20 protein-coding genes are annotated in these 23,283 nt (G+C 73.8%); 14 read left to right on the top strand and 6 right to left on the bottom strand.

The genetic code is table 11. The features are described 5' to 3' along the window. Positions 1–13 precede the first annotated feature (13 nt). The 3 genes from ACSNOH_RS14095 to ACSNOH_RS14085 form a co-directional block, all read right to left on the bottom strand. Positions 14–1,312 carry a serine-threonine protein kinase gene (locus ACSNOH_RS14095; RefSeq protein ID WP_436721638.1) on the bottom strand — a complete coding sequence of 433 codons (1,299 nt, stop codon included), beginning with the start codon at positions 1,310–1,312 and terminating at the stop codon, positions 14–16. A 132-nt stretch (positions 1,313–1,444) separates the two neighbouring features. Beyond that, entirely contained in the window at positions 1,445–2,806 is a 1,362-nt protein-coding gene (locus tag ACSNOH_RS14090; RefSeq protein WP_436721637.1) for an erythromycin esterase family protein, read from the bottom strand. A 127-nt stretch (positions 2,807–2,933) separates the two neighbouring features. Then, positions 2,934–4,226, bottom strand: a complete 1,293-nt coding sequence (locus ACSNOH_RS14085; protein ID WP_436721636.1) for an exo-beta-N-acetylmuramidase NamZ family protein — start codon at positions 4,224–4,226, stop codon at positions 2,934–2,936. 133 nt (positions 4,227–4,359) lie between these two features. Here ACSNOH_RS14085 and ACSNOH_RS14080 point away from each other — a divergent pair, with 133 nt between their 5' ends. From ACSNOH_RS14080 to ACSNOH_RS14060, 5 genes are all read left to right on the top strand, one after another. Beyond that, the gene (locus ACSNOH_RS14080) at positions 4,360–5,121 is read left to right on the top strand and encodes an SDR family NAD(P)-dependent oxidoreductase (protein ID WP_436721635.1); all 762 of its coding nucleotides are present in this window, start codon (positions 4,360–4,362) and stop codon (positions 5,119–5,121) included. After that, the gene (locus ACSNOH_RS14075) at positions 5,118–5,717 is read left to right on the top strand and encodes a TetR/AcrR family transcriptional regulator (RefSeq protein ID WP_436721634.1); all 600 of its coding nucleotides are present in this window, start codon (positions 5,118–5,120) and stop codon (positions 5,715–5,717) included. The genes ACSNOH_RS14080 and ACSNOH_RS14075 overlap by 4 nt, the downstream gene beginning before the upstream one ends. A gap of 117 nt (positions 5,718–5,834) precedes the next feature. After that, entirely contained in the window at positions 5,835–6,452 is a 618-nt protein-coding gene (locus tag ACSNOH_RS14070) for a TetR/AcrR family transcriptional regulator (protein ID WP_436721633.1), read from the top strand. Positions 6,453–6,540: 88 nt separating this feature from the next. Continuing rightward, positions 6,541–7,875, top strand: coding sequence for a homogentisate 1,2-dioxygenase (hmgA, locus tag ACSNOH_RS14065; RefSeq protein ID WP_436721632.1), 1,335 nt, complete (start codon positions 6,541–6,543; stop codon positions 7,873–7,875). Between the two features lie 17 nt (positions 7,876–7,892). Further along, on the top strand, positions 7,893–8,672 hold the full coding sequence (locus ACSNOH_RS14060) for a GntR family transcriptional regulator (protein ID WP_436721631.1): 780 nt from the start codon (positions 7,893–7,895) through the stop codon (positions 8,670–8,672). Here ACSNOH_RS14060 and ACSNOH_RS14055 read toward each other — a convergent pair. Beyond that, a complete protein-coding gene (locus ACSNOH_RS14055; protein ID WP_436721630.1) occupies positions 8,623–9,393 on the bottom strand; it encodes a TetR/AcrR family transcriptional regulator C-terminal domain-containing protein in 771 nt (256 codons plus the stop codon). The genes ACSNOH_RS14060 and ACSNOH_RS14055 overlap by 50 nt on opposite strands. A 63-nt stretch (positions 9,394–9,456) precedes the next feature. Between ACSNOH_RS14055 and ACSNOH_RS14050 the strand changes: the two genes are divergently transcribed. After that, the gene (locus ACSNOH_RS14050) at positions 9,457–10,425 is read left to right on the top strand and encodes an ATP-binding cassette domain-containing protein (RefSeq protein ID WP_436721629.1); all 969 of its coding nucleotides are present in this window, start codon (positions 9,457–9,459) and stop codon (positions 10,423–10,425) included. After that, positions 10,422–11,210, top strand: coding sequence for an ABC transporter permease (locus tag ACSNOH_RS14045; protein WP_436721628.1), 789 nt, complete (start codon positions 10,422–10,424; stop codon positions 11,208–11,210). Before ACSNOH_RS14050 ends, ACSNOH_RS14045 begins: the two co-directional genes overlap by 4 nt. A gap of 129 nt (positions 11,211–11,339) precedes the next feature. Here the strand turns inward: ACSNOH_RS14045 and ACSNOH_RS14040 are convergent, their stop codons facing one another. After that, positions 11,340–11,603, bottom strand: coding sequence for a hypothetical protein (locus ACSNOH_RS14040; protein WP_436721627.1), 264 nt, complete (start codon positions 11,601–11,603; stop codon positions 11,340–11,342). A 242-nt stretch (positions 11,604–11,845) separates the two neighbouring features. Between ACSNOH_RS14040 and ACSNOH_RS14035 the strand changes: the two genes are divergently transcribed. After that, positions 11,846–13,570, top strand: a complete 1,725-nt coding sequence (locus ACSNOH_RS14035) for a serine/threonine-protein kinase (RefSeq protein WP_436721626.1) — start codon at positions 11,846–11,848, stop codon at positions 13,568–13,570. On the opposite strand, the gene ACSNOH_RS14030 is transcribed toward ACSNOH_RS14035, so the two are convergent. Continuing rightward, a complete protein-coding gene (locus ACSNOH_RS14030) occupies positions 13,559–14,365 on the bottom strand; it encodes an SGNH/GDSL hydrolase family protein (RefSeq protein WP_436721625.1) in 807 nt (268 codons plus the stop codon). The genes ACSNOH_RS14035 and ACSNOH_RS14030 overlap by 12 nt on opposite strands. A gap of 570 nt (positions 14,366–14,935) precedes the next feature. Here ACSNOH_RS14030 and ACSNOH_RS14025 point away from each other — a divergent pair. From ACSNOH_RS14025 to ACSNOH_RS14000, 6 genes are all read left to right on the top strand, one after another. Further along, positions 14,936–15,277, top strand: coding sequence for a hypothetical protein (locus tag ACSNOH_RS14025; protein ID WP_436721624.1), 342 nt, complete (start codon positions 14,936–14,938; stop codon positions 15,275–15,277). Position 15,278: 1 nt separating this feature from the next. After that, positions 15,279–16,373: a GNAT family N-acetyltransferase gene (locus tag ACSNOH_RS14020; protein ID WP_436721623.1), complete on the top strand. Its 1,095-nt coding sequence runs from the start codon at positions 15,279–15,281 to the stop codon at positions 16,371–16,373. A gap of 410 nt (positions 16,374–16,783) precedes the next feature. Further along, positions 16,784–17,596, top strand: coding sequence for a glycosyltransferase family 2 protein (locus ACSNOH_RS14015; RefSeq protein WP_436721622.1), 813 nt, complete (start codon positions 16,784–16,786; stop codon positions 17,594–17,596). Between the two features lie 5 nt (positions 17,597–17,601). Continuing rightward, positions 17,602–18,678, top strand: a complete 1,077-nt coding sequence (locus ACSNOH_RS14010; RefSeq protein ID WP_436721639.1) for a glycosyltransferase family 2 protein — start codon at positions 17,602–17,604, stop codon at positions 18,676–18,678. Further along, on the top strand, positions 18,675–19,475 hold the full coding sequence (locus ACSNOH_RS14005; RefSeq protein WP_436721621.1) for a polysaccharide deacetylase family protein: 801 nt from the start codon (positions 18,675–18,677) through the stop codon (positions 19,473–19,475). The genes ACSNOH_RS14010 and ACSNOH_RS14005 overlap by 4 nt, the downstream gene beginning before the upstream one ends. After that, entirely contained in the window at positions 19,468–23,253 is a 3,786-nt protein-coding gene (locus ACSNOH_RS14000) for a lipopolysaccharide biosynthesis protein (RefSeq protein ID WP_436721620.1), read from the top strand. The genes ACSNOH_RS14005 and ACSNOH_RS14000 overlap by 8 nt, the downstream gene beginning before the upstream one ends. The last annotated feature ends 30 nt before the right edge of the window (positions 23,254–23,283 follow it).

Genomic DNA, 23,283 nt, shown 5'->3' with positions numbered 1-23,283 from the left:
CGGGAGGGCAGGGTTACGGGCGCGCCGGCAGGATCCGGCCCGCCCGGAGGATGACGCGGGCCAGTTCCTCGTGGCAGATGTCGCTGTGGGCGCCCGACGGAGGGCCGCCGCGCGCGACGACCGACGAGGCGTCCACGCTGACGCACCCCTGGTCGGGCAGGGCGTCGCGCAGCGCCTGCTCCAGGCTGAGCCGGACGCAGGGGTCGACGGCCTGGATGCCGTCGTGGCCGACGGCGCCCCAGCGCCCGTCGCCGAGCCCGAGGATCCGGTCGTCCTCGCGGGACGTCATGGAGGCGAGGGGGTAGAGGGTGCCCAGCGCGGAGTCGTGGCGGGAGTGGCAGGCCACCAGCGGTCCGCGGATCCGCCGCTGCAGCCCGGCGAGCCCGCCGCCGCGGCCGGTGTCGAACGGCAGGCGGGAGGCGAAGGCGTAGTGCGAGAAGGCGCCCTGGAGGAGGGTCACGCTGCCCAGGAGGGTGCCGTCGTCGGGCAGCCCGCGCAGGGCGAAGGACACGAGCCGGGCGCCGAAGCTGTGCCCGGCCAGGTGCACGCGCAGGCCGGTGGCGGATTCGCCGAGGAGGGCGAGCGCGGGCCCGAGGCCCTTCTCGCCGACGGTGCCCGCGCGCCGCTTCATCGTGTAGTACGACATCTGCCGGAGCACTTCGAGGGCGCCTCCCCACAGCCGCTTCAGGCCGCCGCCGAGGAAGGCGGGCGGCAGCGAGTCCATGTGCTCCAGGGCGTCCGCGAAGGCCTCGCACACCTGCTGCGCGTCACCTGTGAGCAGGTAGGGAGCGTCGTCCTCGCCGGCGTCCGCGGCCGCGAGCCCCTGCGGCGGGGCGGGGGCGAGGCCGCGGACGAGGGAGACGAACTCCGCAAGGCGCGCCGGGTCCCCGGACTGCTGCGCGGCCAGCTCCGCGAGCCGGTCCATCACGGCCCGCTCGCACGGCAGGATCCTGGCCAGGGTCTCGCGGGTGGCGGCGTCGAGGACGGGTGGTGCGGGAGGCGCCTCGGGGGCGGCCGACGGGAAGTCGGGGACGGCCTCGCCCGGGAAGCGCATCGACGGCCAGATCACTCCCGCGTAGCCGGCGCGCACGCCGGGCGCGCCGGCGAGCAGGCCCGGGAAGGGCGCGAAGAAGCGGGAGTAGAGCGCCGTGGCCATCGGCCTGTCGTTGTTCCACCCGTGTGCGAAGACCACCAGGTCGGTGAGGCCCTCGCGCACGGCACCGCGTATGAGGGCGTCGCGCTCGCCGGTGTCGGCGTCCCCGTCCGCGTCGAACGTGAGCTCCCAGTACGGCTCCGCGCTCATGCCGGCCATGGCGTCCCCCTCGTGCAGCCCGGTGCCGGCGCATCGTCCCGCCGCCGGAGGGAACTGTCCAGACGCGCGTCGCGCGGTTCACGCTTCCGTGTCCGGGAAGCGCAAACCGCGGAGCGGGGGGCCGCCGGGCGGTCAGGACTCCGACAGGATGTCCGCGGCCCTGACGCTGTGGATGTGCAGGAGGAGGTCGTACGAGCGGCCGAGCGCGGTCATGTACGTGGGTTCGGGATAGGCGGTGCCGATGTTGCGGGTGGGCCGGGCCTCGGCCAGCCAGTCCTTCGCGGCGCGGGGCGCGCTCCGCATGTCCAGCAGCCAGGCGGGGCGGTGGGCGACCCGGTCGAGGGTGTGCTCGTTGCTGCCGGGGGCGGCGGGACCGACCGTGACGGGCCTGGCGCGTCCCTGGTCGTCGACGGTGTTGAAGGAGCCCTCGGAGAAGGTGAGCCGGACGTTGACGTACGCGGCGCCGAGCCGGTCGCGCAGGAACGCCCCCTGGGTCTTCGGGTACTGCGCCGGGTTGTCGCTCACGTAGGAGACGTGGGCGTTGTGCGCGGACAGCAGGATCTTCTGCCCGGTGTGCCGCTGCCACCAGGCGGTGTTGGCGGCCATGACCTCGTCGCGGTAGCGCATGCAGTCGGCGACGCCCTTGGGGTCGTCGAGGTCGTAGGCGTACATGCCGGCGACCTGGGCGACGGCGCGCGCGTCCTGCACGGCACGGTCGAAGGCGCGGCGGTCGGCGCCGGGGTGCTGCCCGGCCAGCAGATCGAGGGCCTGCCGGGCCCGGTCGGCGTGCGCGCGCCGCTCGGCGAGGGGCTGCTTCAGCAGCGCCTGCATGGTCTCCTTGACGCTCGCGCCGGGCGCGGGGCGCTGGCCGCGGTAGAGCTCGGTGAGGCGGGGCAGGAGCGCGGGGTGGTGCGCACGGGCGTAGCCGGTGACGCGGTCGAACAGCTCCGGTCCGGCGTAGGCGGCGTCGTTGCCGGTGAACTGCACCTTGCGCGCGTGGTGGGTGTTGTAGTCGCGCATCCACGTGAAGAGGTCGAGGTACTCGCGGGTGTTCCACAGGCGGTAGGCGTCCTGGAACTCCTCCCGCATGATCTGCCGGATGTCGCCCTTGCCGTGCAGCACGTAGTCGTTGATGCGCAGGCCCGCGCTCCAGTTGGCCTCCAGGGCGAAGGTCGTGAAGCCCTTCTCCTCGACGAGGTAGCGGAAGATGCGGTGCTTGTTGGCGAAGAACTCGTGCGAGCCGTGCGTGGCCTCGCCGACGCCGATCACCGTGGCGTCGCCGGCCATGGCGCCGAGCGGGCGCAGGTCCGCGGTGCCGCCGCCCGGCTCGGTGTTGCGCAGGGGGTGTGCGGCGGCGGTGAGCGCCGCGACGGGGTCGGTGGAACGGGCCTGCGCCCGCTGGACGAGGGCGGGCGTCCAGGACAGGACGCAGAGGGTCAGGGCGAGCAGCAGGGCGGTGGGGCCGGTGCGCGGGCGCCGGCGCTGGAGGGTCATGAGGGTCGCTCCTCGGGTGGCTGGGCCGTTCGTCGGTGGCCCGTTCCACGATTCCCGGCGCGCCGCTGCGGGACCATCCGACCGGCCCCCGGGCCGGGGTGGGGGCAGCCCCACCGCGGCCCGGTGGTCAGTCGTAGAGGAGGTGTTCCTCGCGCAGCGCGCGGAACCGGGCCAGCCCGGGCTGCCAGGACGCGACGATGTCGTCCACCGGCGCCCCCGCGTCGGTCATCGTGCGCACGGACGCCGTCCCGGCGAGCCGGTCGATCCACCGGTCCGGGCGCCAGGCGAAGTCCGGCCAGACCCGCCGGGCGGTCACGAGGAGCGCGATGCCCGTCCGTACGGGCCGGAAGGCCGCCGGGTCGTGGACGTGCAGGTGCACCCCGCCGATGGTGCGCCCCTGGAACTTGGAGAAGGCGGGCACCGCGTACGCCTCCCTGAAGCGCACCCCCGGCAGGTCCAGGGCGTTCAGGGCGGCAGCCCAGCGGTGGTCGATGCCCTCGGCGCCGACGAGTTCGAAGGGGAGCGTCGTGCCGCGCCCCTCGGAGAGGTTCGTGCCTTCTAGAAGGCAGGTGCCCGCGTACGCGAGGGCGGTGCCGGGCGTGGGCATGTTGGGGCTGGGCGGGACCCAGGGCAGGCCGGTGGCCGAGAAGAAGCCGGCGCGCCGCCAGCCGCTCATGAGCACGGTGTCCAGCCGTGCGGGCCGCCCCGCCGCCGCGGGCACGTACGCAGCGTTGAACAGGCGGGCCAGCTCGGCGACGGTCATGCCGTGCGCCTGCGCGAGCGGCTCGCGGCCCACGCCGGAGGCCAGGGAGCGCTCCAGGACCGGGCCTTCGGCGCCGCGGCCCGATACAGGGTTGGGCCGGTCCAGGACCACGGTCCGCAGGCCCGCGAGCGCCGTGGCGACCAGGCAGTCGTACAGCGTCCAGACGTACGTGTAGAAGCGCGCGCCCACGTCCTGGATGTCGAACACGACGGTGTCCACGCCGGCCCGGCGGAAGAGGTCCGCGAGCTCCCGGCCGCGCTTGCCGTGGATGTCGTGGACGGGCAGGCCGGTCGCCGGGTCGGTGCCGGTGGGCTCCGAGCCGCCGGCCTGTGCCGTGCCGCGGAAGCCGTGCTCGGGGCCGAAGACGGCGCGCAGGTCCACGCGGCGGTCGGCGTGCAGGACGTCCACGATGTGCCGCAGTCCTGCGGTGACGCCCGTGGGGTTGGTGACGACGCCGACGCGGTCCCCGGCGAGCAGGGCGTAGCCGCTGCCGGCCAGCCGGTCGAAGCCGGTGCGGACGCGCGGGGCGGCCGCCGCCTCCACCGGTGCGGCGGCCGGGCCGGCGAGCGCGCCCGCGGCCGCCGTGCCCAGCACCTGGCGGCGCGTCACATGCCGTGCGTACGGGGGGCGTCCCCCGGAAGAGTGCCGCATGGGCATGCACGCTAACGCTCCGGCGGCCCGGCCGGGAGAATGCCGGAGGGCGTGCCTCCGGGCGTGTTCCCGGCCTCTTCCCCCGGCACATACCGACTGGTTAGTCTGCGCGGTGCAGCCGAGCCGAGGGAGACCGAGCGTGGGCATCGTGCGGGACGCGGGAGTTGTCGTCACCGGAGCGGGAGGCGGCATCGGCGCCGCGCTCGCCCGCCGGTTCGCGGCGGAGGGGGCGCGGGTCGCGGTCAACGACCTCGACGCCGCCAAGGCCGAGGCGGTGGCGGCGGAGATCGGCGCGACGGCCGTTCCCGGCGACGCCTCCGGCGTCGTGCCCGCCGCCCGCGAGGCGCTCGGCGGCCGCATCGACGTCTACTGCGCCAACGCAGGCGTCGCCCCCGCAGGCGGTCCCGAAGCCGAGGAGGACCTCTGGGAGAACGCCTGGGACGTCAACGTCATGGCGCACGTGCGGGCGGCGCGCACGCTGCTGCCCGAGTGGCTCGACCGCGGCAGCGGCCGGTTCGTGGCGACGGTCTCCGCGGCCGGGCTGCTGACGATGCTCGGCTCGGCCCCGTACAGCGTGTCCAAGCACGCGGCCCTGGCCTTCGCCGAGTGGCTCTCGCTCACCTACCGCCACTGCGGCATCGAGGTCCACGCCATCTGCCCGCAGGGCGTGCGCACGGACATGCTGCGCGGCACGGGCCCGGCCGGGGACCTGGTCCTCGTGCCCACCGCGATAGAGCCCGCGCAGGTGGCGGACGCGCTCTTCGAGGGGATGGCCGCGGGCCGCTTCCTGATCCTGCCGCACCCGGAGGTCGCGGACTACTACGCGGCTCGCGCGACCGATCCCGACCGCTGGCTGCGCGGCATGAACCACCTCCAGCGCAAGCTCGAAGAGGGGCTGTGAGCGGCGCGGGGTGCGCCGCGCCGGGGGACGGGCCCCTGCCGCAGCGGCTGCTGGCGGCCGCCACCCGGCTCTTCGCCGAGCGGGGCTACGACCGCACGTCCGTCCAGGAGATCGTGGAGGCGGCGGGCGTCACGAAGGGCGCCCTGTACCACTACTTCGGCTCGAAGGACGACCTGCTGCACGAGGTCTACGGACGGGTGCTGCGGCTGCAGCAGGAGCGGCTGGACGCCTTCGCGAGCTCGCGGGCGCCCGTCGCGGAGCGGCTGCGCGAGGCCGCGGCCGACGTGGTGGTCACCACCATCGAGAACCTCGACGACACGAAGATCTTCTTCCGTTCCATGCACCACCTGGGCCCCGAGCGGCTCGCGCAGGTCCGCGCCGAGCGGCGCCGCTACCACGAGCGCTTCCGGGCGCTGGTCGAGGAGGGCCAGCGCACCGGCGTGTTCACCGCGGCCGTCCCCGCCGACCTGGTGGTCGACTACCACTTCGGCTCGGTCCACCACCTGGGCGCCTGGTACCGCGCGGAGGGCAGGCTGAGCGCGCGGGAGGTGGCCGATCACCTGGCCGGGCTGCTGATGCGGGCGCTGCGGCCGTAGGCCCGGGGCCGGTGGCCGGGTCCCTCCGCAGCTTCCTAAGCGCCCGCTCACCCCGGGGTATGGTGTTCGTTCCGCGGGCGCAGGGCCCGCCGGAGGACCGGGAGAGCGGGGCGCGGGATGGGTGCGGAGGGGCAGCAGGGCGGGCAGTGGGCCGAGGTCACGCCCGACGCCGCGCGGCGGCTGGTGACCGCCGCCGTCGAGGCCTTCGCCGAGCGCGGCTACCACGCCACCACCACCCGCGACATCGCGGGCCGCGCCGGCATGAGCCCGGCCGCGCTCTACATCCACTACAAGACGAAGGAAGAGCTGCTCTACCGCATCAGCATCGTCGGCCACCGGCTCGCCCTGGACATCCTGCGCCGGGCGCGGGACGGCGCGGGCAGCCCGGCCGACCGGCTGTCCGAGGCCGTGCGCTCCTTCGTCCGCTGGCACGCCGAGCACCACACGACGGCGCGCGTCGTGCAGTACGAGCTGGGGGCGCTCGGCGAGGAGCACTACGCGGAGATCGTCGCCCTGCGCCGGGACACCGACGCCGCGGTCCGCGCCATCATCGAGGACGGCGTGGCGGCGGGCGAGTTCGCCGCCCCGGACGTCCCGGGCACCACGCTGGCCGTGCTGTCCCTGTGCATCGACGTCGCCCGCTGGTTCAACGCGGAGGGCAAGCGCACGCCGGACGAGGTGGGCGCGCTGTACGCGGACCTGGCGCTGCGCATGGTGGGGTACGCGAAGAAGTAGCGCGCGCGTTCCCGGGCTGATCCATTGACGCGCCCCGCCGGGAATCCTACGGTCTCCCATAGGAATCCACCGGCGCTGGGAGCAGGCGATGAGCGGTACGGGCAACGAGCAGGCGCGGAAGGCCGCCGAGGGGCTGGTCTACTCCGCCGGATTCGGCAACGAGCACAGCAGCGAGGCCGTCCCCGGGGCGCTGCCCCAGGGGCGCAACGCCCCGCAGCGGGCCCCGCTCGGGCTGTACGCGGAGCAGCTGAGCGGCACGGCCTTCACCGAGCCCCGGCACAGCAACCGCCGGTCGTGGCTCTACCGCATCCGCCCCTCGGCGGCCCACCCGCAGTTCACCCGCACCGGCAACGGCCGCCTCGCGAGCGCGCCGTTCACGCAGGCCGTGCCCGACCCCAACCGGCTGCGCTGGAACCCGCTGCCCGAGCCGGCCGAGGGCACGGACTTCCTCGCCGGCCTGTGGACGCTCGGCGGCAACGGCGACGTCACGCAGCGCACCGGCATGGCCGTGCACCTCTACGCCGCGAACGCCTCGATGACCGACCGGGTCTTCAGCGACGCCGACGGCGAGCTGCTCATCGTGCCCGAGCGCGGCGGGCTGCTGCTGCGCACGGAGTTCGGCCTGCTGCGCGCCGAGCCCGGCCACGTGGCGCTGATCCCGCGCGGCGTGCGCTTCCGCGTCGAGCTCCTGGACTCAACGGCCCGCGGCTACGTGTGCGAGAACTACGGGCAGCCCTTCGTCCTGCCCGAGCTGGGGCCGATCGGCGCGAACGGCCTGGCCAACGCGCGCGACTTCCTCGCCCCGGTCGCCGCGTACGAGGACACCGAGGGCCCGGTCGAGGTGATCAACAAGTTCTGCGGCAACCTCTGGACGGCGACGTACGACCACTCGCCGCTGGACGTGGTCGCCTGGCACGGCAACCTCGTCCCGTACGTCTACGACCTGCGCCGCTTCAACGTCATCGGCTCGATCAGCTACGACCACCCGGACCCGTCGATCTTCACGGTGCTCACCTCGCCGTCCGACACCCCGGGCCTGGCCGGCGTCGACTTCGTCGTCTTCGCGCCGCGCTGGCTCGTGGGCGAGGACACCTTCCGGCCGCCGTACTTCCACCGGAACGTGATGAGCGAGTACATGGGCCTGATCGAGGGCGCGTACGACGCCAAGACCGCCGGCGAGGGCGGCTTCGTGCCGGGCGGCGGCTCCCTGCACAACATGATGTCGGCGCACGGGCCGGACCGGGACACCTTCGAGGCGGCGAGCGCGGCCGAGCTGAAGCCGCAGAAGGTGGACGACGGGCTGGCCTTCATGTTCGAGACGCGCTGGCCGGTGACGCTCACCCCGCAGGCGGCCGCCGCCGACCACCTGCAGACGGGCTACGACGGCGTGTGGCAGGGTCTGCAGCGCCACTTCCGTCGCTGACGCCCGCGGAGCTCCCCGTGACCACCTTCGCCCCCGACTCCCTCGCGCTCAACCGCAAGCTGCCGCTCTGGTACCAGGTGTCGCAGTCGCTGCGGGCCTCCATACTCGGGCGCTGCCCGGGCGACCCGCTGCGCCTGCCCACCGAGGACGCCCTCGCCGAGCACTACGGCGTGAGCGTCCTGACCATGCGGCAGGCGCTGAAGGAGCTGGAGGAGGAAGGGCTGATCAGCCGGCACCGGCGGCGCGGCACCTTCATCGAGCCGAGCGCCCGGCGCGGCTCCCCCGTGCGGCTGCTCGGCTCCGTGGACGCGATCGTGGCGCAGCAGTCGGGCGAGCGGACGACCGTGCTGGACCACGGGCCCGCCCCCGTCCCGGCGGAGCTGGCCGAGCACTTCCCCGGCCTGGCCGAGGCGGTGGTCTTCCGGCGGCTGCGCTGCGACGGGGAGTCCGGCGAGCCCACGAACTGGGCGGAGAACCTCGTCCGCCCGGAGGTCGCCGAGCGCATCGACGTGGCGGATCTGGCGCGCTGGCCGATGACGAAGGTGCTGCGGGACGCCGTGGGCGTCCGGATCAGCCGGATCACGGACACGGTCGAGGCCCGGCTCGCCGACCCGGAGACGGCGCGGCTGCTGCAGGTGCCGCTGCTGAGCCCGATCCTGCACTACACGGGCGTGACGTACGACGCGTCGGGCCGGGCGGTGGACGTGGCGCGGATCCGCTACCGCGGCGACCGGTTCTCCTTCACCGTCACGCTGGAGACGCAGACGCAGGCCGACCCGGAGCCGGGGACGGAGTAACGCGCGCCGGGTCGAAGCCGTCGAGCAGCCGGCCCATCGCGCGGGCGAAGTGCGCGTCCAGGTCGACGGGGGCGAGGCCCGCGCCGAGGGCGGCGGCCAGCCGCGGGTGCTCGCCGCGGGAGAGCTCGCGCGTCAGGTACGCCATGCGCGCGGCGTGCTCCTGGCCGGGCGGGAAGGGCGAGGTGCGGGCCCGCTCGGCCTCGGAGATCTCGTTGACCACATAGGCCGAGACGACGCCGTTGACCATCGAGATGAGCTCCATCTTGGTGCCCCCGTCCGCGTCGAGCGGCTCCAGCACCCGCAGGAAGTGCTCGAGGTAGCGCAGGGCGTTCGGGCTGAAGCCGTGGGCGGGCGACATCAGCCGCGGCAGCCAGGGGTGGCGGTGCATCAGGGCGCGGGTCTGCGCGGCGAGGGCGAGGGTGTCGGCCCGCCAGTCGCCCGAGGGCTCCCCGGAGAGGTCGTACTCGCCGCTGACGGCGTCGACCATCAGCTCGTACAGGTCCTCCTTGCGCGGGACGTAGTTGTAGAGCGACATCGTGCCGCAGCCGGTCTCGGCCGCGACGCGGCGCATGGAGACGCCGTCGGGCCCCTCCGCGTCCGCGACGCGCACCGCGGCCGCCGCGATCTCCGCGCGGGTGTGCGCGGGGCGCGGACCGCGCGCGGCGCGTTCGGGGCGGGCCCAGATCACCTCGGGGCGGGCCGTCCGGCCGCTGGCTGCCATCGATCATCACCTCGCCACCATCCTAGTTACGTACACCGTACGGAGTGGGATAGGGTCACGGCCATGACTACGTACGCTGTACTTAGTGAGGGCCTGGAGAAGCGCTTCGGCCCCGTGCACGCGCTGCGCGGGCTCGACCTGGCCGTCCCCGAAGGCACCGTCTGCGGGCTCCTCGGGCGCAACGGCGCGGGAAAGACCACCGCCGTCCGCCTCCTGACCACCCTCATCGCCCCCGACGCCGGAACGGCACGGGTCGCCGGGCACGACGTGCTCCGCGCGCCCCGGGACGTGCGCCGCGCCATCGGCGTCACCGGCCAGGCGACCTCCGTCGACGCCGACCTGACGGGCCGCGAGAACCTGCGCCTGTTCGGCCGGCTGCACCGGCTCGGCCGCGCCACCGCCCGCGCCCGCGCCGACGTCCTGCTGGACCACTTCGGCCTCGCGGACGCCGCCGACCGCCCGGCCCGCACCTACTCCGGCGGCATGCGCCGCCGCCTCGACCTCGCCGCGAGCGTGCTCACCAAGCCCCGCGTGCTCTTCCTGGACGAGCCGACCACCGGCCTCGACCCCGCGAGCCGCGGCGCCATCTGGGACGCCGTCCGCGAACTGACGCGGCACGGGACCACCGTGCTGCTCACCACCCAATACCTGGAGGAGGCGGACCAGTTGGCCGACGAGGTCGTGCTCATCGACGAGGGCCGGGCGGCCGTACGGGGCACGCCGGCACAGCTCAAGGCCGAGCTCGGCGCCCACGCGGAAGTGGTCGTCGCCGAGGAGACCGCGCTCGAGGGCGCGGCGGCCGTCCTGGCCCGGCTCACGGGCGGGCGGCCGGCCCTGGACGCGGCGCGGCGCGCGGCCTCCGCGGTCACCACCGACCCGGGCCTGACCCTGCCTCACCTCGTGCGCGAGCTCGACGCCGCGGGCGTGCCCCTCGTCGACGCCGCCCTGCGGCAGCCCACGCTGGACGAGGTCTTCCTGCACCTGACCGCCGGTGACGGCGACCGTTCTGAGGCCCGGGAGGCCGCCGCATGAGCACCCTCGCCCTGTCCGACACACAGGCCGTGCTCGGCCGCCATCTGCGGCGGATGCGCCGCGTGCCCGGACTGCTCGTCATCACGCTGACCATGCCGGTCACGATGCTGCTGTTCTTCGGCTACGTCTTCGGCAGCGCAGTGGCACTGGAAGGGGGCGCGAACTACCGGGCGTACCTCGTGCCGGGGCTGTTCGCGGTGACCGCCGTCAACGGCGTGATGACGGCGATGCTGGCCTCCGCGCAGGACCTCCAGCGCGGCGTCATGGACCGCTTCCGCACGCTGCCCATGAGCCGCTTCGCCCTCCCGGCCGGGCAGACGGCGGCCGACGTGGTGCTCGCGGCGCTCGGGCTCCTGCCGCTGGTGCTCTGCGGACTGGCCGTCGGCTGGCGGATCGAGGGCGGCGCGGCAGGCGCGGCAGGAGCCTTCGCCCTGCTGATGCTCTTCCGGCTCGTCACGGCCTGGGTCGGCCACTACCTGGGCCTGGTGATCGGCAACGAGGAGAGCGCGGGCCAGCTGGCGGGCGCGACCTTCATGCTGCCGCTGCTGTCGAACGCCTACGTGCCGACCGAGGGCATGCCGGGCTGGCTGCGCACACTGGCCGAGTGGAACCCGATCAGCGCGCTCACCACCGCCTGCCGGGAGCTCTTCGGCAACGGCCACCCTGCGGCGGACGCGTCATGGCCGGTCGCCCACTCCGTTGCGGCGGCCACCGGCTGGGCGCTGCTGCTGCTCGTGGTCTTCGTGCCGCTCACGGTCCGGCGGTACGCACGGGACGCGGGCTGACCGCGACACGGCCGGGTGACGGGCCGGACGTGCCACGGCGCCGTCCGGCCGCACCCCGGGGAGAGGGCGGAGGGCCGACGGCGTCGCTGCCGACGAGGTGGCTGGGGGCGCTGCGCTCGGGGGCCGGGGTCAGTCGTGGTTGCCGAAGAGGGAGCGGCGCAGCCGTCTCAGCGGCGCGAGGAGGGAGACCTTGGCGGTCCGGCTCTGCTTGGCGCTCGCACGATCACGCGTGGTCAGCTCGCGCATGAGCAGGGTCGCCCCCTCGACTTCGCGCTGGGGCACGGCAGGCCCGCCCAGCACCGCGAGATGGCGGTCGAGGCGCGCACTGGAGGCGCCGCTGTTGCAGCTGATGGCAGGCACCCGTGGCCTGCCGCGCATTGCTATCTGATCCATTGAGACTCTCCCCACCCGAACGAGGCACCCGGCTCAGGCAGGGTAACCCTACCGCCCCATTCCGTCACCCGCGCATCGGCGGGGCGGATTCACCGCTCCGTCAAGGGCGTTGACAGGGCTGGCGTGAACCTGCCGTCACTGTCGGCGAGTTAGCGGCTCAAGGATACGCAGAAGAGGGGGCAATCACGCTCCGTTGCGGTAGATTCACCCCGAATCGCTCTCTTGCTGGAGGGGGCCCGTCGATGAGCGGGATGTACGGGGGCGGTCCGGAGGGGGCGGCGACGCCTCCGGACCGGGTGGTGGCGGGCCGGTACCGGCTGCTGGAGCGGCTGGGCCGGGGCGGCATGGGAGTGGTGTGGCGCGCGCGGGACGAGGTCCTCGACCGCGAGGTCGCGGTCAAAGAGGTGCGGGCCCCCGACGGCCTGCTCGACCACGAGGTCCGGCAGCTGTACGTGCGGCTGGAACGCGAGGCCAGGGCCGCCGCGCGCATCTCGCACCCCCATGTCGTGACCGTCTTCGACGTCGCCTCCGACGCCGGGCGGCCGTGGATCGTGATGGAGCTGGTGCGCGGTCTCTCGCTGGCCGACGCCCTGCAGACCGACGGCCCGGTGCCCCCGGCGCACGCGGCGCACATCGGCGCGGGGGTGCTCTCCGCGCTCCGGGGAGCGCACGCGGCGGGCGTACTCCACCGCGACGTGAAACCGGCCAACGTCCTCCTCGCCAACGACGGGCGTGTCGTGCTCACCGACTTCGGGATCGCGACGGTCGAGGGGAGCTCGGCGCTGACCCGGACCGGGGAGCTGGTGGGCTCGCCCGAGTTCCTCGCCCCGGAGCGGGCGCTGGGACACCCGCCGGGGCCCGCCTCCGACCTCTGGTCGCTCGGCGTGACGCTGTACGCGGCGGTCGAGGGCATCTCCCCCTTCCGCCAGGACACCCCTCTCTCCACGATGCGGGCCGTGGTGGACCAGCAGCTCCCGGAGCCGGTCCGGGCGGGGCCGCTCGCGCCCGTGCTCGAAGGGCTGCTGCGCAAGGACCCCGCGCAGCGGCTGGGCGCCGAAGAAGCGGAGGGCATGCTGCGCGTGGTGGCGCGGGGCGGCACCGTCCCCGGCGCGGGCACCCCGTCCGGCTCCGACGCCCCGACGGTCGCCGCATACGCTCCGGCGCACGATGCGGGCGGCGGTCCGGCGGGGCCCGGCGGACCGCCGGGCGGGCACGGCTCCGGCTTCGGCCCGCCGGAGGGCGGCGCCCCGGCCGGCCCCACCGGGCCCGCCGGCGGTGACGCGCGGCGGCGCCGTACAACCGTGGTGCTCGCCGTGGCCGCCGTCGTGCTCGCCCTGCTGGCCGGCGGGCTGGTGTGGGCGTTCACCCGGGGCGGCGGCAGCAGCCACGGCAGTGACAACGCGGCGTCCGCCGCTCCGGGAGACGCTCCGGGAGACAAGGACGCGGGCGCAGGGAAGACGGGCAGCTCCGCCGGAAAGGAACCGGAGACCTCCGGCTCTGCCGGCGGCTCCTCGTCCGGCCTGCGGGCCTCGGTCGAGGCGGAGCACGACACGTACACGGGGCCGTGCCCGACGGATCCCCTGAGTTCGCAGCTCGTGTTCCTGGTGACGTTCACCGCCGACCGCTCCCCCGTTCATCTCGTCTATCACTGGGTCACCGGCAGCGGGCGGACGAGCACCGAACAGTCCGCCGACATCCGGAGCGGCCGGACCGTCACCCTGCGGCACTACGAACCCGCGCGCGCTTCGGGCAAGGACTGGATCGGGGTCGAGGTCAAGTCCCCGCAGAAGGCCGCCTCCAACCATGTGTCGTTCACGGTCACCTGCCGGGACTCCTCGTCCGGCAGGCCGCCGGGCAAGCCGTCCTCGCCGGGAACGGCCCCGCCGTCCCGGTCGCGGGGCCCGTCGCCCTCCGCTTCGACGGGCCCGACGTACGGCTACGGCTACAGCTACGGGTCAGGCGGCTGAGGAGAAGACCGGCAGATAGCCTCCGGCCTGGCCCGCCGCGTTCGGGTGGTAGGAGCTGTCGATCGGGAAGGTCACGCTGTTGAGCCAGGGGCTTCCGGAGCAGAGCTCGTGGCCGGTGAAGCCCGCGGCGGCGTCCCCGTAGGAGAAGCCGTGGTCGGCGGCCCGTTTGGCGATCACGGAATTGAGCAGGTCCGCGGCGGCGTTGATGGCCGTTCTCTTGGCCTCGCTCAGACCGCCGCACGTGGTGGCGCCGAGTTTATAGAAGCGCGGATATCCGAGGACGACGACATGGGCGGCGGGTGCTCTGCCCTTGATGGCGGTATAGACCTTGTCGAGTTCCCCGGGAAGCGTGTTCCGGACGTACGTACGGGCCTGGTCGATACGGGCCAGGCAGGCGCTGTCACCGTTGAGCACGCAGGTGGTCATGGTGTCGCCGAAACCGGCGTCATTGCCTCCGATGCTGATCGAGACGAGGCCGGTCGAGCTGTTCAGCGGGCCGAGCTGCTTGCTGAGAACATCACCCGTTCGGGCGCCCGAGCACGCGGTGAAGGCGAAGGTCGAGGGGGCGTGCGCGGCCGCCCAGAGCGCGGGGTAGGACTTGGAGCTGCGCTTGCAGTCCCCGCTGTTCGTGTAGTAACTGCCGGCTCCCAGGCCGGACGAGTAGGAGTCACCGAGCGCCACATAGCCGGGAGTTGAGATCTTCTGGGCGGCTTGGGCGGCGCCTGCTCCGGTGAGTGCCAGGGCGGCGGCGAGGGCGAACGCGGAGAGGGAACCCGCGAGGCGGGACAGCTTCATGGAACCTCCTTTACCAGGGTTTCTGCCGTACCCGTGGTAGCAGCAGACCGCGATTCATGGAAGTGTCCATGACAAAAATGTGAGCGGATGAACGCTCAATCACCCACAGCCGGGGACAATCTGACGGGTCAACATATTCGTGCAGTATTCATCTGACCGAAAGACTCCGGTTCTGTTCCGATACGGTAACCGGAGGCCGTTTGCACGGCCTTCACATCTTGACGTCGCTCCGCCGATTGCGCGACATTGAAGCCTCGGCATCCGGCGCTTCGGGGGGCAAAGTCGCCAATGCAGAGCTTCACAGATCCCACCGGTCTCACCGGCACGTCCGGCACACCCGGCACATCGGTTCCTTCTCAGCCGTCTCAGACGTCTCAGTCTTCTCAGCACTCTCGTTCTTCGGGTCCGCCCGGCCCGGCCGGTCCGCCTGGTCCGCCCGGCCCGTCCGGCCTGTCCGGCCCGTCCGGCCTGTCCGGCCCGGCCGCCGCAGCCGGGCACACCGGCCCCGCGGCCGCACCCGACCGGCCCGGGGCCGCGGGCGGCGCGCTGCCCGGCGATTCGCTTCCCGTGGTGGCGGGGGCCGCCACGGCGATCGCGGGGGTCGGCGCCGTGCTGGCGCTCGCCGACATCGGCTCGCCGCTGCGCGCACCGTTCACGCTCTTCTTCCTGCTCGTCGCGCCGGCGTGCGCCGTGGGGGCGGCGCTGCGCGGCCTCGATCCGCTCAGCAGGTCCGTGGTGGCGGCCGGCGGGGCCGTCGCCGTCGACATGCTCGTCGCACAGGCCATGCTCGCGCTCCACACCTGGACGGTGCGGGGCGGCGTCGCCGCGGTCGCGGCCGTCAGCCTCCTCCTGTTCCTGCTGGCACACGTGCGGCGCCACCGCGGCCGTGCGGCGAAAAGTCGGGCTTCCTGACGTGAACATCAGCGTGTACCGGCCCGGCGAGCTCACCGCGGCCGACCGGGCGGCCTGGTCCGCCCTGCAGGAACGGGCGGTGGAGGACGGCTCTCCGCAGCTTGCGAATCCTTTCCTCGCACCCGAGTTCGCCCTCGCGGTCGGCCGGTGCCGGCCCGGGGCGCGGATCGCGGTGGTGCGCGAGGACGGCGAGCCGGCCGGCTTCTTCCCGTACCAGCGCTCCGCCCTGGGGGTGGGCCGGGCGATCGGCCTCGGCCTCTCGGACGCCCAGGGGCTCATCCACCGGCCCGGCTTCCAGTGGGACGCCCGCGAGCTGCTGCACGCCTGCGGCCTGTCCGTATGGGAGTTCGACCACCTGGTGGAGGGGCAGAAGCCGTTCGAGATCGGCGCCTCGGGGTCCTACCGGTCCCCCGTGGTGGACGTCGAGCAGGGGTTCGAGCCGTATCTGGCGGTCCTGCGCAAGCAGTCACCCAAGTTCACCCGCACCACGCTCGCCAAGGAGCGCCGGCTGGGGCGCGACATCGGCGGCGTGCGGTACGTGCACGACGAGCGCGACCCGGAGGTGCTGCGGACCCTGATCTCCTGGAAGTCCGCGCAGTACCGAAGAACGGGGCGCAGCGACCGGTTCGCGCGCCCGTGGATAGCGCGCCTGGTCGAACAGCTCTTCCACACCAGGACGGAGTCCTTCGCGGGCCTGCTGTCGGTGCTGTACGCCGGGGGGCGGCCGGTCGCGGCCCACTTCGGGCTGCGGTCGCGGCGGGTGCTCGCCTGCTGGTTCCCCTCCTACGACCCGGCGTTCGCGAAGTACTCGCCGGGCCTGGTGCTGCACCTGCGGATGGCGGAGGGGGCGGCCGCCGCGGGGCTGGCCTACCTCGACCTGGGGCGGGGCGAGAAGGAGTACAAGAACTCGCTGAAGACGCGCGAGCTATGTGTGTCGGAGGGGTGGGTCACGCGCCGGCACCCGGTCGCACTGGGGCACCGCGCCCGGCGTGCGCCGGTGCGGGCGCTGCGCAACACCGTGCTGTCCCGGCCCGAGCTCTTCGAGCCCGCCGACCGGCTGCTCAAGCGCGTGGGCAGGTTGCGCCAGGGCGGCTGAGGGCGCACCGCGTCCCACGCGCGCCGCTAGCGGCGCAAAGTGTCAACACGACGCACGAGTTGGGCGCAAAAAACACCCAAAGGAGGAGTCACCGCACCAGCTCTTGCCATACAGTCTCAACCATCAATACCGTCGTACATCCACCCGCATCGGCCCATCATGCAAAGCGGCTCAAGGGGAGGGCAAGCGTCGCGATGGTGCCCGGGGCGGGGCGCGGTGGGGGGTGCCGCGTCCGGCTGATCAGAGTCGCCGAGTCGCGTGAACCGCGCGGCCAGCAACCGTTGCCAGCTCACCCGGCCCATGCGGCGATGCACGCCGTCAGGGCAGGGTGAGTACCCCCTTTTCGAACCGGATACGCCACCGGACCGCTCGGGGCGGGCGGTCCACCGGACGAGAGGGACATCCGAGTCATGAGTTCTTTCCTGCGCCCGGCGGCCGATCAGGAGGGCCTGGTCGCCGCCCACTACCGCCCGGTGACGACACACTTCGCCATAGCGCCACCCGTGAGCGTCGTCATCCCCGCCATGAACGAGGCGGAGAACCTCCCGTACGTCTTCAAGACCCTGCCGGAGTGGATCCACGAGGTCGTCCTGGTCGACGGCAACTCCACGGACGACACCATCGAGGTCGCCCGCGAGCTGTGGCCCGGCGTCAAGGTGGTCCAGCAGCTCGGCAAGGGCAAGGGCGACGCCCTGATCACGGGCTTCGCCGCCTGCACGGGCGAGATCATCGTGATGGTCGACGCGGACGGCTCGGCCGACGGAAGCGAGATCGTGAGCTATGTGTCCGCCCTCGTCGGCGGCGCGGACTTCGCCAAGGGCTCCCGGTTCGCCAACGGCGGCGGCACGGACGACATGACGCCGATCCGCAAGCTCGGCAACCGCGTGCTGTGCTCGCTCGTCAACCACAAGTTCGGCGCCCGCTACACCGATCTGTGCTACGGCTACAACGCCTTCTGGAAGCACTGCCTGGACGACATCGCCCTCGACTGCGCCGGCTTCGAGGTGGAGACCCTGATGAACATCAGAGTCGTCAAGGCGGGCCTTCGCGTCCAGGAGATTCCCAGCCACGAGTTCGTCCGCATCCACGGCGCCAGCAATCTGCGCGCCGTGCGGGACGGGCTGCGCGTGCTGAAAGTGATCCTGCAGGAGCGCGGCACCCGGCGCCGCCGCCCGCAGCGGCCGGCCATCGCGCCCGCCGCCAACCGTGGGGAAGTGTCTTGACCACCATCGCTTCTCCCGGCAGTGCACCGGCCGGCGCCGCAGGCGGCGCCGGTACGGCCACCGGACCCACGGTCTCGGTGGTCATCTGCGTCTACACCGAGGACCGCTGGGAGGACATCCTCGCCGCGGTGGCCTCGGTCCGCGAGCAGTCCCGGCCCGCGCTGGAGACCCTCGTGGTCGTGGACCACAACCCGGCCCTGCTGCGGCGGCTCGCCAAGCAGTTCGGGGACGACGGCTGCGCCGGCGACGGGGTGCGGGTGCTCGCGAACGCGGGCCCCCGCGGCCTGTCCGCCGGCCGCAACACCGGCATCGCGGCCTCCTCCGGCGAGATCATCGCCTTCCTCGACGACGACGCCGTCGCCGAGCGGGACTGGCTGCGGCACTTCGCCGAGGCCTACGCCGACCCGCGGGTGATGGCGGTGGGCGGCCGCACCCGGCCGGTGTGGGAGTCCCGGCGGCGGCCCGACTGGTTCCCCGAGGAGTTCGACTGGGCCGTCGGCTGCACCTACCGGGGCCTGCCGCCCGGCAAGGTCCGGGTGCGCAACGTGCTCGGGGGCAACGCCTCCTTCCGCCGGTCGGCCTTCGAGCTGGCCGGCGGCTTCGCCAGCGGCATCGGCCGCGACGGCGACCGGCTGCCCCTGGGCTGCGAGGAGACGGAGCTGTGCATCCGGCTGACCCGGGCCGTGCCCGGGGCGGTCCTGCTGCTCGACGACCGGTCGGTCATCCACCACCGGGTGCCCGCGGCCCGCGAGCGCTTCGGCTACGTGTGGACCCGCTCCTACGCCGAGGGCCTGTCCAAGGCCCTGGTGGCGCGGAGCGTGGGGGCCGGCAAGGGCCTGGCGTCCGAGCGGCGGTACACCACACGGGTGCTGCCCGCCGGGGTCGCGCGGGGGCTGCGCGACGCCCTGCTGGGCAGGCCCGGCGGCGCGGCGCGCGCCGGGGTGATCCTGGCCGGGCTGACGGCCGCGACCGGTGGCTATGCGGTGGGCACGCTGCGGGCCCGCCGGGGCGGCGGGCGCTTCGCGGTGGCGGCGGCCCAGGAGCCGGCCGGGCTCAGACCGGCAGAGGAGGCGGGTTCATGAGCGCGAGCCGGGTCCCCATACTGATGTACCACGCGGTGGCGCACGCTCCGGCGCGCGCCACGTACGGCCTGTCGGTCTCGCCGCACGCGTTCGCGCGGCAGATGCGGCTCCTTGCCGACCGCGGGTTCCACCCGCTGACGACCGAGGAGCTGGCGAAGGCGTGGCGGGCCGGCTCCGGGCTGCCCCGGAAGCCGGTGCTGATCACCTTCGACGACGGCTACGAAGGCGTGCACCGGCACGCCCTCCCGACGCTGGTGGAGCACCGTTTCAGCTCCACGCTCTTCGCGTCCACGGGCTGGATCCGCGGTGCGCACGAGACCGGGGGCGCGCTCGACCTGATGCTGGACTGGAGCCAGGTGCGGGAGCTCGCGGAGTCGGGAATGGAGATCGGCGGGCACAGCCACACCCACCCCGAGCTCGATCAACTGCCGGACGACCGGCTGTGGTTCGAGGTGCTGCGGTGCCGCGAGATACTGGCCACGGAGCTGGGGCGGACGCCGGTCTCCTTCGCCTATCCCTACGGCTATTCCAGCCGCCGGGTGCGGCGCATCGTCCGGGCGGCGGGCTTCGGCATCTCCCTGGCCGTGGGCAACGGCCTGGCCTCCCGCCCGCAGGGGCCGTACGCCCTGGAGCGGGTGACGGTGCGCCGCTCGACGGGCATCGCCGAGTTCGAGCGGCTCGTGGAGGGCCGGGGGGTGGGGCGGATCTTCGCCCGGGACCGCACGCTCACCAAGGGCTACGCCCTCTACCGCAGAACGCGACAGGTCGTCAGGAAGGCAAGCGAAACCCGTGTCTGACACGTCCACCCGAACCGAGGAGCGGGAGACGGAGGGGCCGGCCGGCCGCAGGCTGCGGCTGCCGGGGCGGGGCGGCGGGAGTCCGCTGTTCCGCAACGCCTTCGCGCTGATGCTCAACACGGGCATCAGCGCCGTCCTCGGTCTCGGGTACTGGCTGATCGCCGCCCGGTACTACACGGAGGGGGCGGTCGGCCAGGGCTCGGCGGCCATCGCCGCGATGAAGCTCATCGCCGGGCTCACCGCGGTGACGCTGACCGGAGGGCTGGCGCGGTTCATCCCGGTCGCCGGGCGGACGACGGGCAAGCTGGTCCTGCGCACGTACGCGGGCAGTTCGCTGATCGTCGCGCTCGCGGCCGGCGTCTTCCTGCTCACGCTGGGCTCCTGGGGGCCGTCGTACCGCTTCCTGCACGGCCCCCTCACCGGCCTGGGCTTCATCGCCGCCGTCGTCGCCTGGTCGGTGCTCACCCTGCAGGACGGGGTGCTCACCGGCCTGCGCCGGGCGCTGTGGGTGCCCGTGGGCAACACCGTCTTCTCCGCGGCGAAGCTGGCCCTGCTGGTGGGGCTGGCGGCGACGCTGCCCACCTCCGGCGTCTTCGTGTCCTGGGTGGTGTCGATCGCCGTGTCGGTGCTCCCGCTGGGCTGGCTTGTCTTCCGCCGGCTCGTGCCCCGGCACGCCGCGGCGACGGAGGCGACGGCGCGTCCCGCCTCGTACCGCGAGATGGGCCGCTTCCTCGCCGGGGACTACACGGGCTCGCTGTTCTCCCTGGCCGTGGTCTACCTCGTGCCGGTGATCATCGCCTCGCAGGTCAGCTCCGAGGACAACGCGTACTTCTACATCACCACCACCATCGGCGGCACGGTCAACCTGCTCGCGATCAACATGGGCGCGTCGCTGACCGTGGAGGGCTCGCACGACCCGGCGCGGCTCGCGGGGAACTGCCGGGCGGCGCTGCGCCGGATGGCCATGATCATGGTGCCGGTCTGCCTCCTGCTGTTCTTCCTCGCGCCGTACATCCTGGGCGTCTTCGGCCCCGGGTACGCCCACGCGGCCACGCCGCTGCTGCGCTGGTTCGCGGTGGGGGCGGCGCTGCGCGTGGTGATGGAGGTCTACTTCGCGGTGCTGCGGGCGCAGAGCCGGACGGCGGGACTGGCCTATCTCCAGGGGCTGTTGTGCGTCCTGGTGCTGGGGCTGACGCTGCTGCTCCTGCCGCGCATGGGGCTCACGGGTGCGGGGGTGGCGGAGATCTGCAGTCTGGCGGTCATCGTCTCCATCGCGGCGGTCAAGCTCCGCCGGATCCTGCGCGGCACGCGCCCGGCGCCCGTCGCCTACGCCCCCGATGTCGCCCCCGACGGCGATCTGGCCGACCTGGCGGTCCGCGGCGACCGGCGGGACGCCCCGCGCACCGAGCCGCACGGCGTCCGGCGCGGGCTGCGGCACGGCATCACCCGCGGATTAGGGGGTGACGGCGAGGAGGCGCCCGGGGAGAGAGACACCGGCGGCTTCGGTACCCGCTGGGCCCTGCGCGCCGCGCTCGACGCGGACACGATGCCGCTGGGCGTGCGGCTGGACTTCGACCACTTGGAGAGGCGCCCCGATCTCCGGCACACCCCGGAGGCGGTCGTCGTGTCCCACTCCGCGTCCCGGACCGCGCCCGGCCGGCCCGTCGCACATCCCCCGCAGGAGAAGGCCGTCATCCAGGAGAAAGCTCAGGAGAAGCCCCGGGAAAAGCCCCGGGAGAAGCCCCGGGAGAAGGCCGCCGCTCCCCCGGGCCCGCCGCCGTGGTGGCGCCGCCCGGAAGCGGCGGTCTGGCTGCTGCTGGCCGCGGCCCTCGTCCTGTACTGGGCGCCGCTGGCGGGCGCCGGCGAGGCCGCGCTGGACGGGATGGGCGGCCTCGGCCTGATCTCCGTGCTGCCCGTGGCCACGCTGGCCGGGGCGGCCCTGCTGATCGCCGCGTTCGCGGCGGCCCTGTGCCTGGACGGCCAGCGGCGCCGGCTGCTGACGGCCGTCCTGGTGCTGACGGTGGTGTGCCTGCACGCGCTGCCCGCGGTGCTGGAGGCGCAGCCGCGCTTCGCGACGGCCTGGCAGCACCTGGGCTTCCTGGACTTCATCGACCGCACGGGCGTGGCCGCTCCGGATCTCGACGCCCGCTGGAGCTGGCCCGGGTTCTTCGCCCTGATGGCGTTCGCCGCACGGACGGCCGGCGTGCACGACCTCACGGAAGTGCTGCGCTGGTGGCCGACGGCGATCCAGCTGCTGTGCCTGGCGCCGCTCGCGCTGCTGCTGCGGGCCGTGCGCGCGGGCTGGCGGGCGAAGTGGACGGCGGCCTGGCTGTTCGTGCTGTGCGGCTGGGTCGGGCAGGACTACTTCTCCCCGCAGGCGCTCAACTACTTCTTCTACCTGCTGTTCGCCGCGGTTCTGCTGGTGTGGTTCCGCTGGCCGCGGCAGCTGCGCGGCGCGCTGATCCCCGGGGAGACGGAGCCGCTGCCGGCCGGCCGGCGGGCGCAGGGCGCGCTGCTGGCCGTGGTGGTCGCGCTGTTCGCGGCGTCGGTGGTGAGCCATCAGCTGACGCCGTTCGTGATGCTGGGGGTGCTGACCGCGCTGGTGGTCACCCGCCGCTCGACGCTGACCGGTCTGCCGCTGCTGTGCGGCGTGATGCTGGTGGTGTGGGTGGGCTTCCTGGCGGAGCCGTACTGGTCGGGCCACTTCGACGAGCTCTTCGGCGGCCTGGGCTCCCTGGGCGGCAATGTCTCCTCCTCGGTCTCGGGCCGGATCGAGGGCGGCAGCCCGGTCCACAAGCTGGTGCTCTACACGCGCGTGGTGCTCGCGGGCGGGGTGCTGGCCTTCGCCGCGGCCGGCTGGTGGCGCCGGCGCCACGCGGGGATCGGCGATGTGGCGCTGCTGGTGCTGACCGCCGTGCCGTTCCTGGCCTTCGGCATGCAGTCGTACGGCGGCGAGGTGGCCCTGCGGGTGTTCCTGTTCGCGCTGCCGGGCGCGTGCGTGCTGGCGGCGCTCGCGCTGTTCCCGCGCGCCGCGGAGCGTCCCGGCCGGCCGCTCGTGGCGCCTCTGGCCGCGCTGGTGGCGGGCCTGGTCCTGGTCTTCGGCTTCCTGGTGGCCCGCTGGGGCAACGAGCCGTTCGAGCGGGTGCGGCCCGGCGAGGTCGCCGCGATGGACTTCGTGTACGCGCACGACAAGCCGACCGTACGGCTGCTGTGGATGAGCAGCGATCCGTCGAAGAACGTCACCCCGGCCATGCCGTGGGGCGCCCGGGACATGGAGCGCGTGCAGTACGACGCGATGCTCGCCCCGCGCGACCCGGCCCGCGTGGACGAGCTGGTCACCGCGCTGAGGAAGGCCGGCCCGAACGCGTATCTGATCGTCAACCGCGGCCAGTCGGTGTACCTGCAGCTCGACGCCGGCTATGCGGACGGCTGGGACGGCCGGGTGCGCAAGGCGCTCGACGGCCGGACGGAGCTGCGCCGGGCGTTCTGGAACGAGGACGCCGTGCTGTACGAGCTCAAGCGCAAGCCCGCCGGGGAGGCGCCGCAGCCCAGGCCGGGGCCGGCGGGCCCGCGGGTGACGTGGACGCCGGTGTCGGTGGTCGGGGCACTGGCCGCGGCGGCCCTGCTGGTGCTGCTGACGGCGCGGGAGATGGTGCGGGTCGTGGCCCGGCCGGGAGTGCGGCAGCTGCGCTGGATGCAGGGCTCGTACTGGTTCGCGCTGCCGCTGCTGCTGGTCCTGCTGGCGTCGCTGGTCCACCGCTTCGCCACCATGTCGTAGCCGGGGGCCGTCCGGGACCGGCCGCCGGGC

It is taken from the genome of Streptomyces sp. URMC 127 (genome assembly GCF_051386535.1).
Taxonomy (GTDB): Bacteria; Actinomycetota; Actinomycetes; order Streptomycetales; family Streptomycetaceae; genus Streptomyces.
This window is presented reverse-complemented; position numbering and strand designations above follow the sequence as displayed.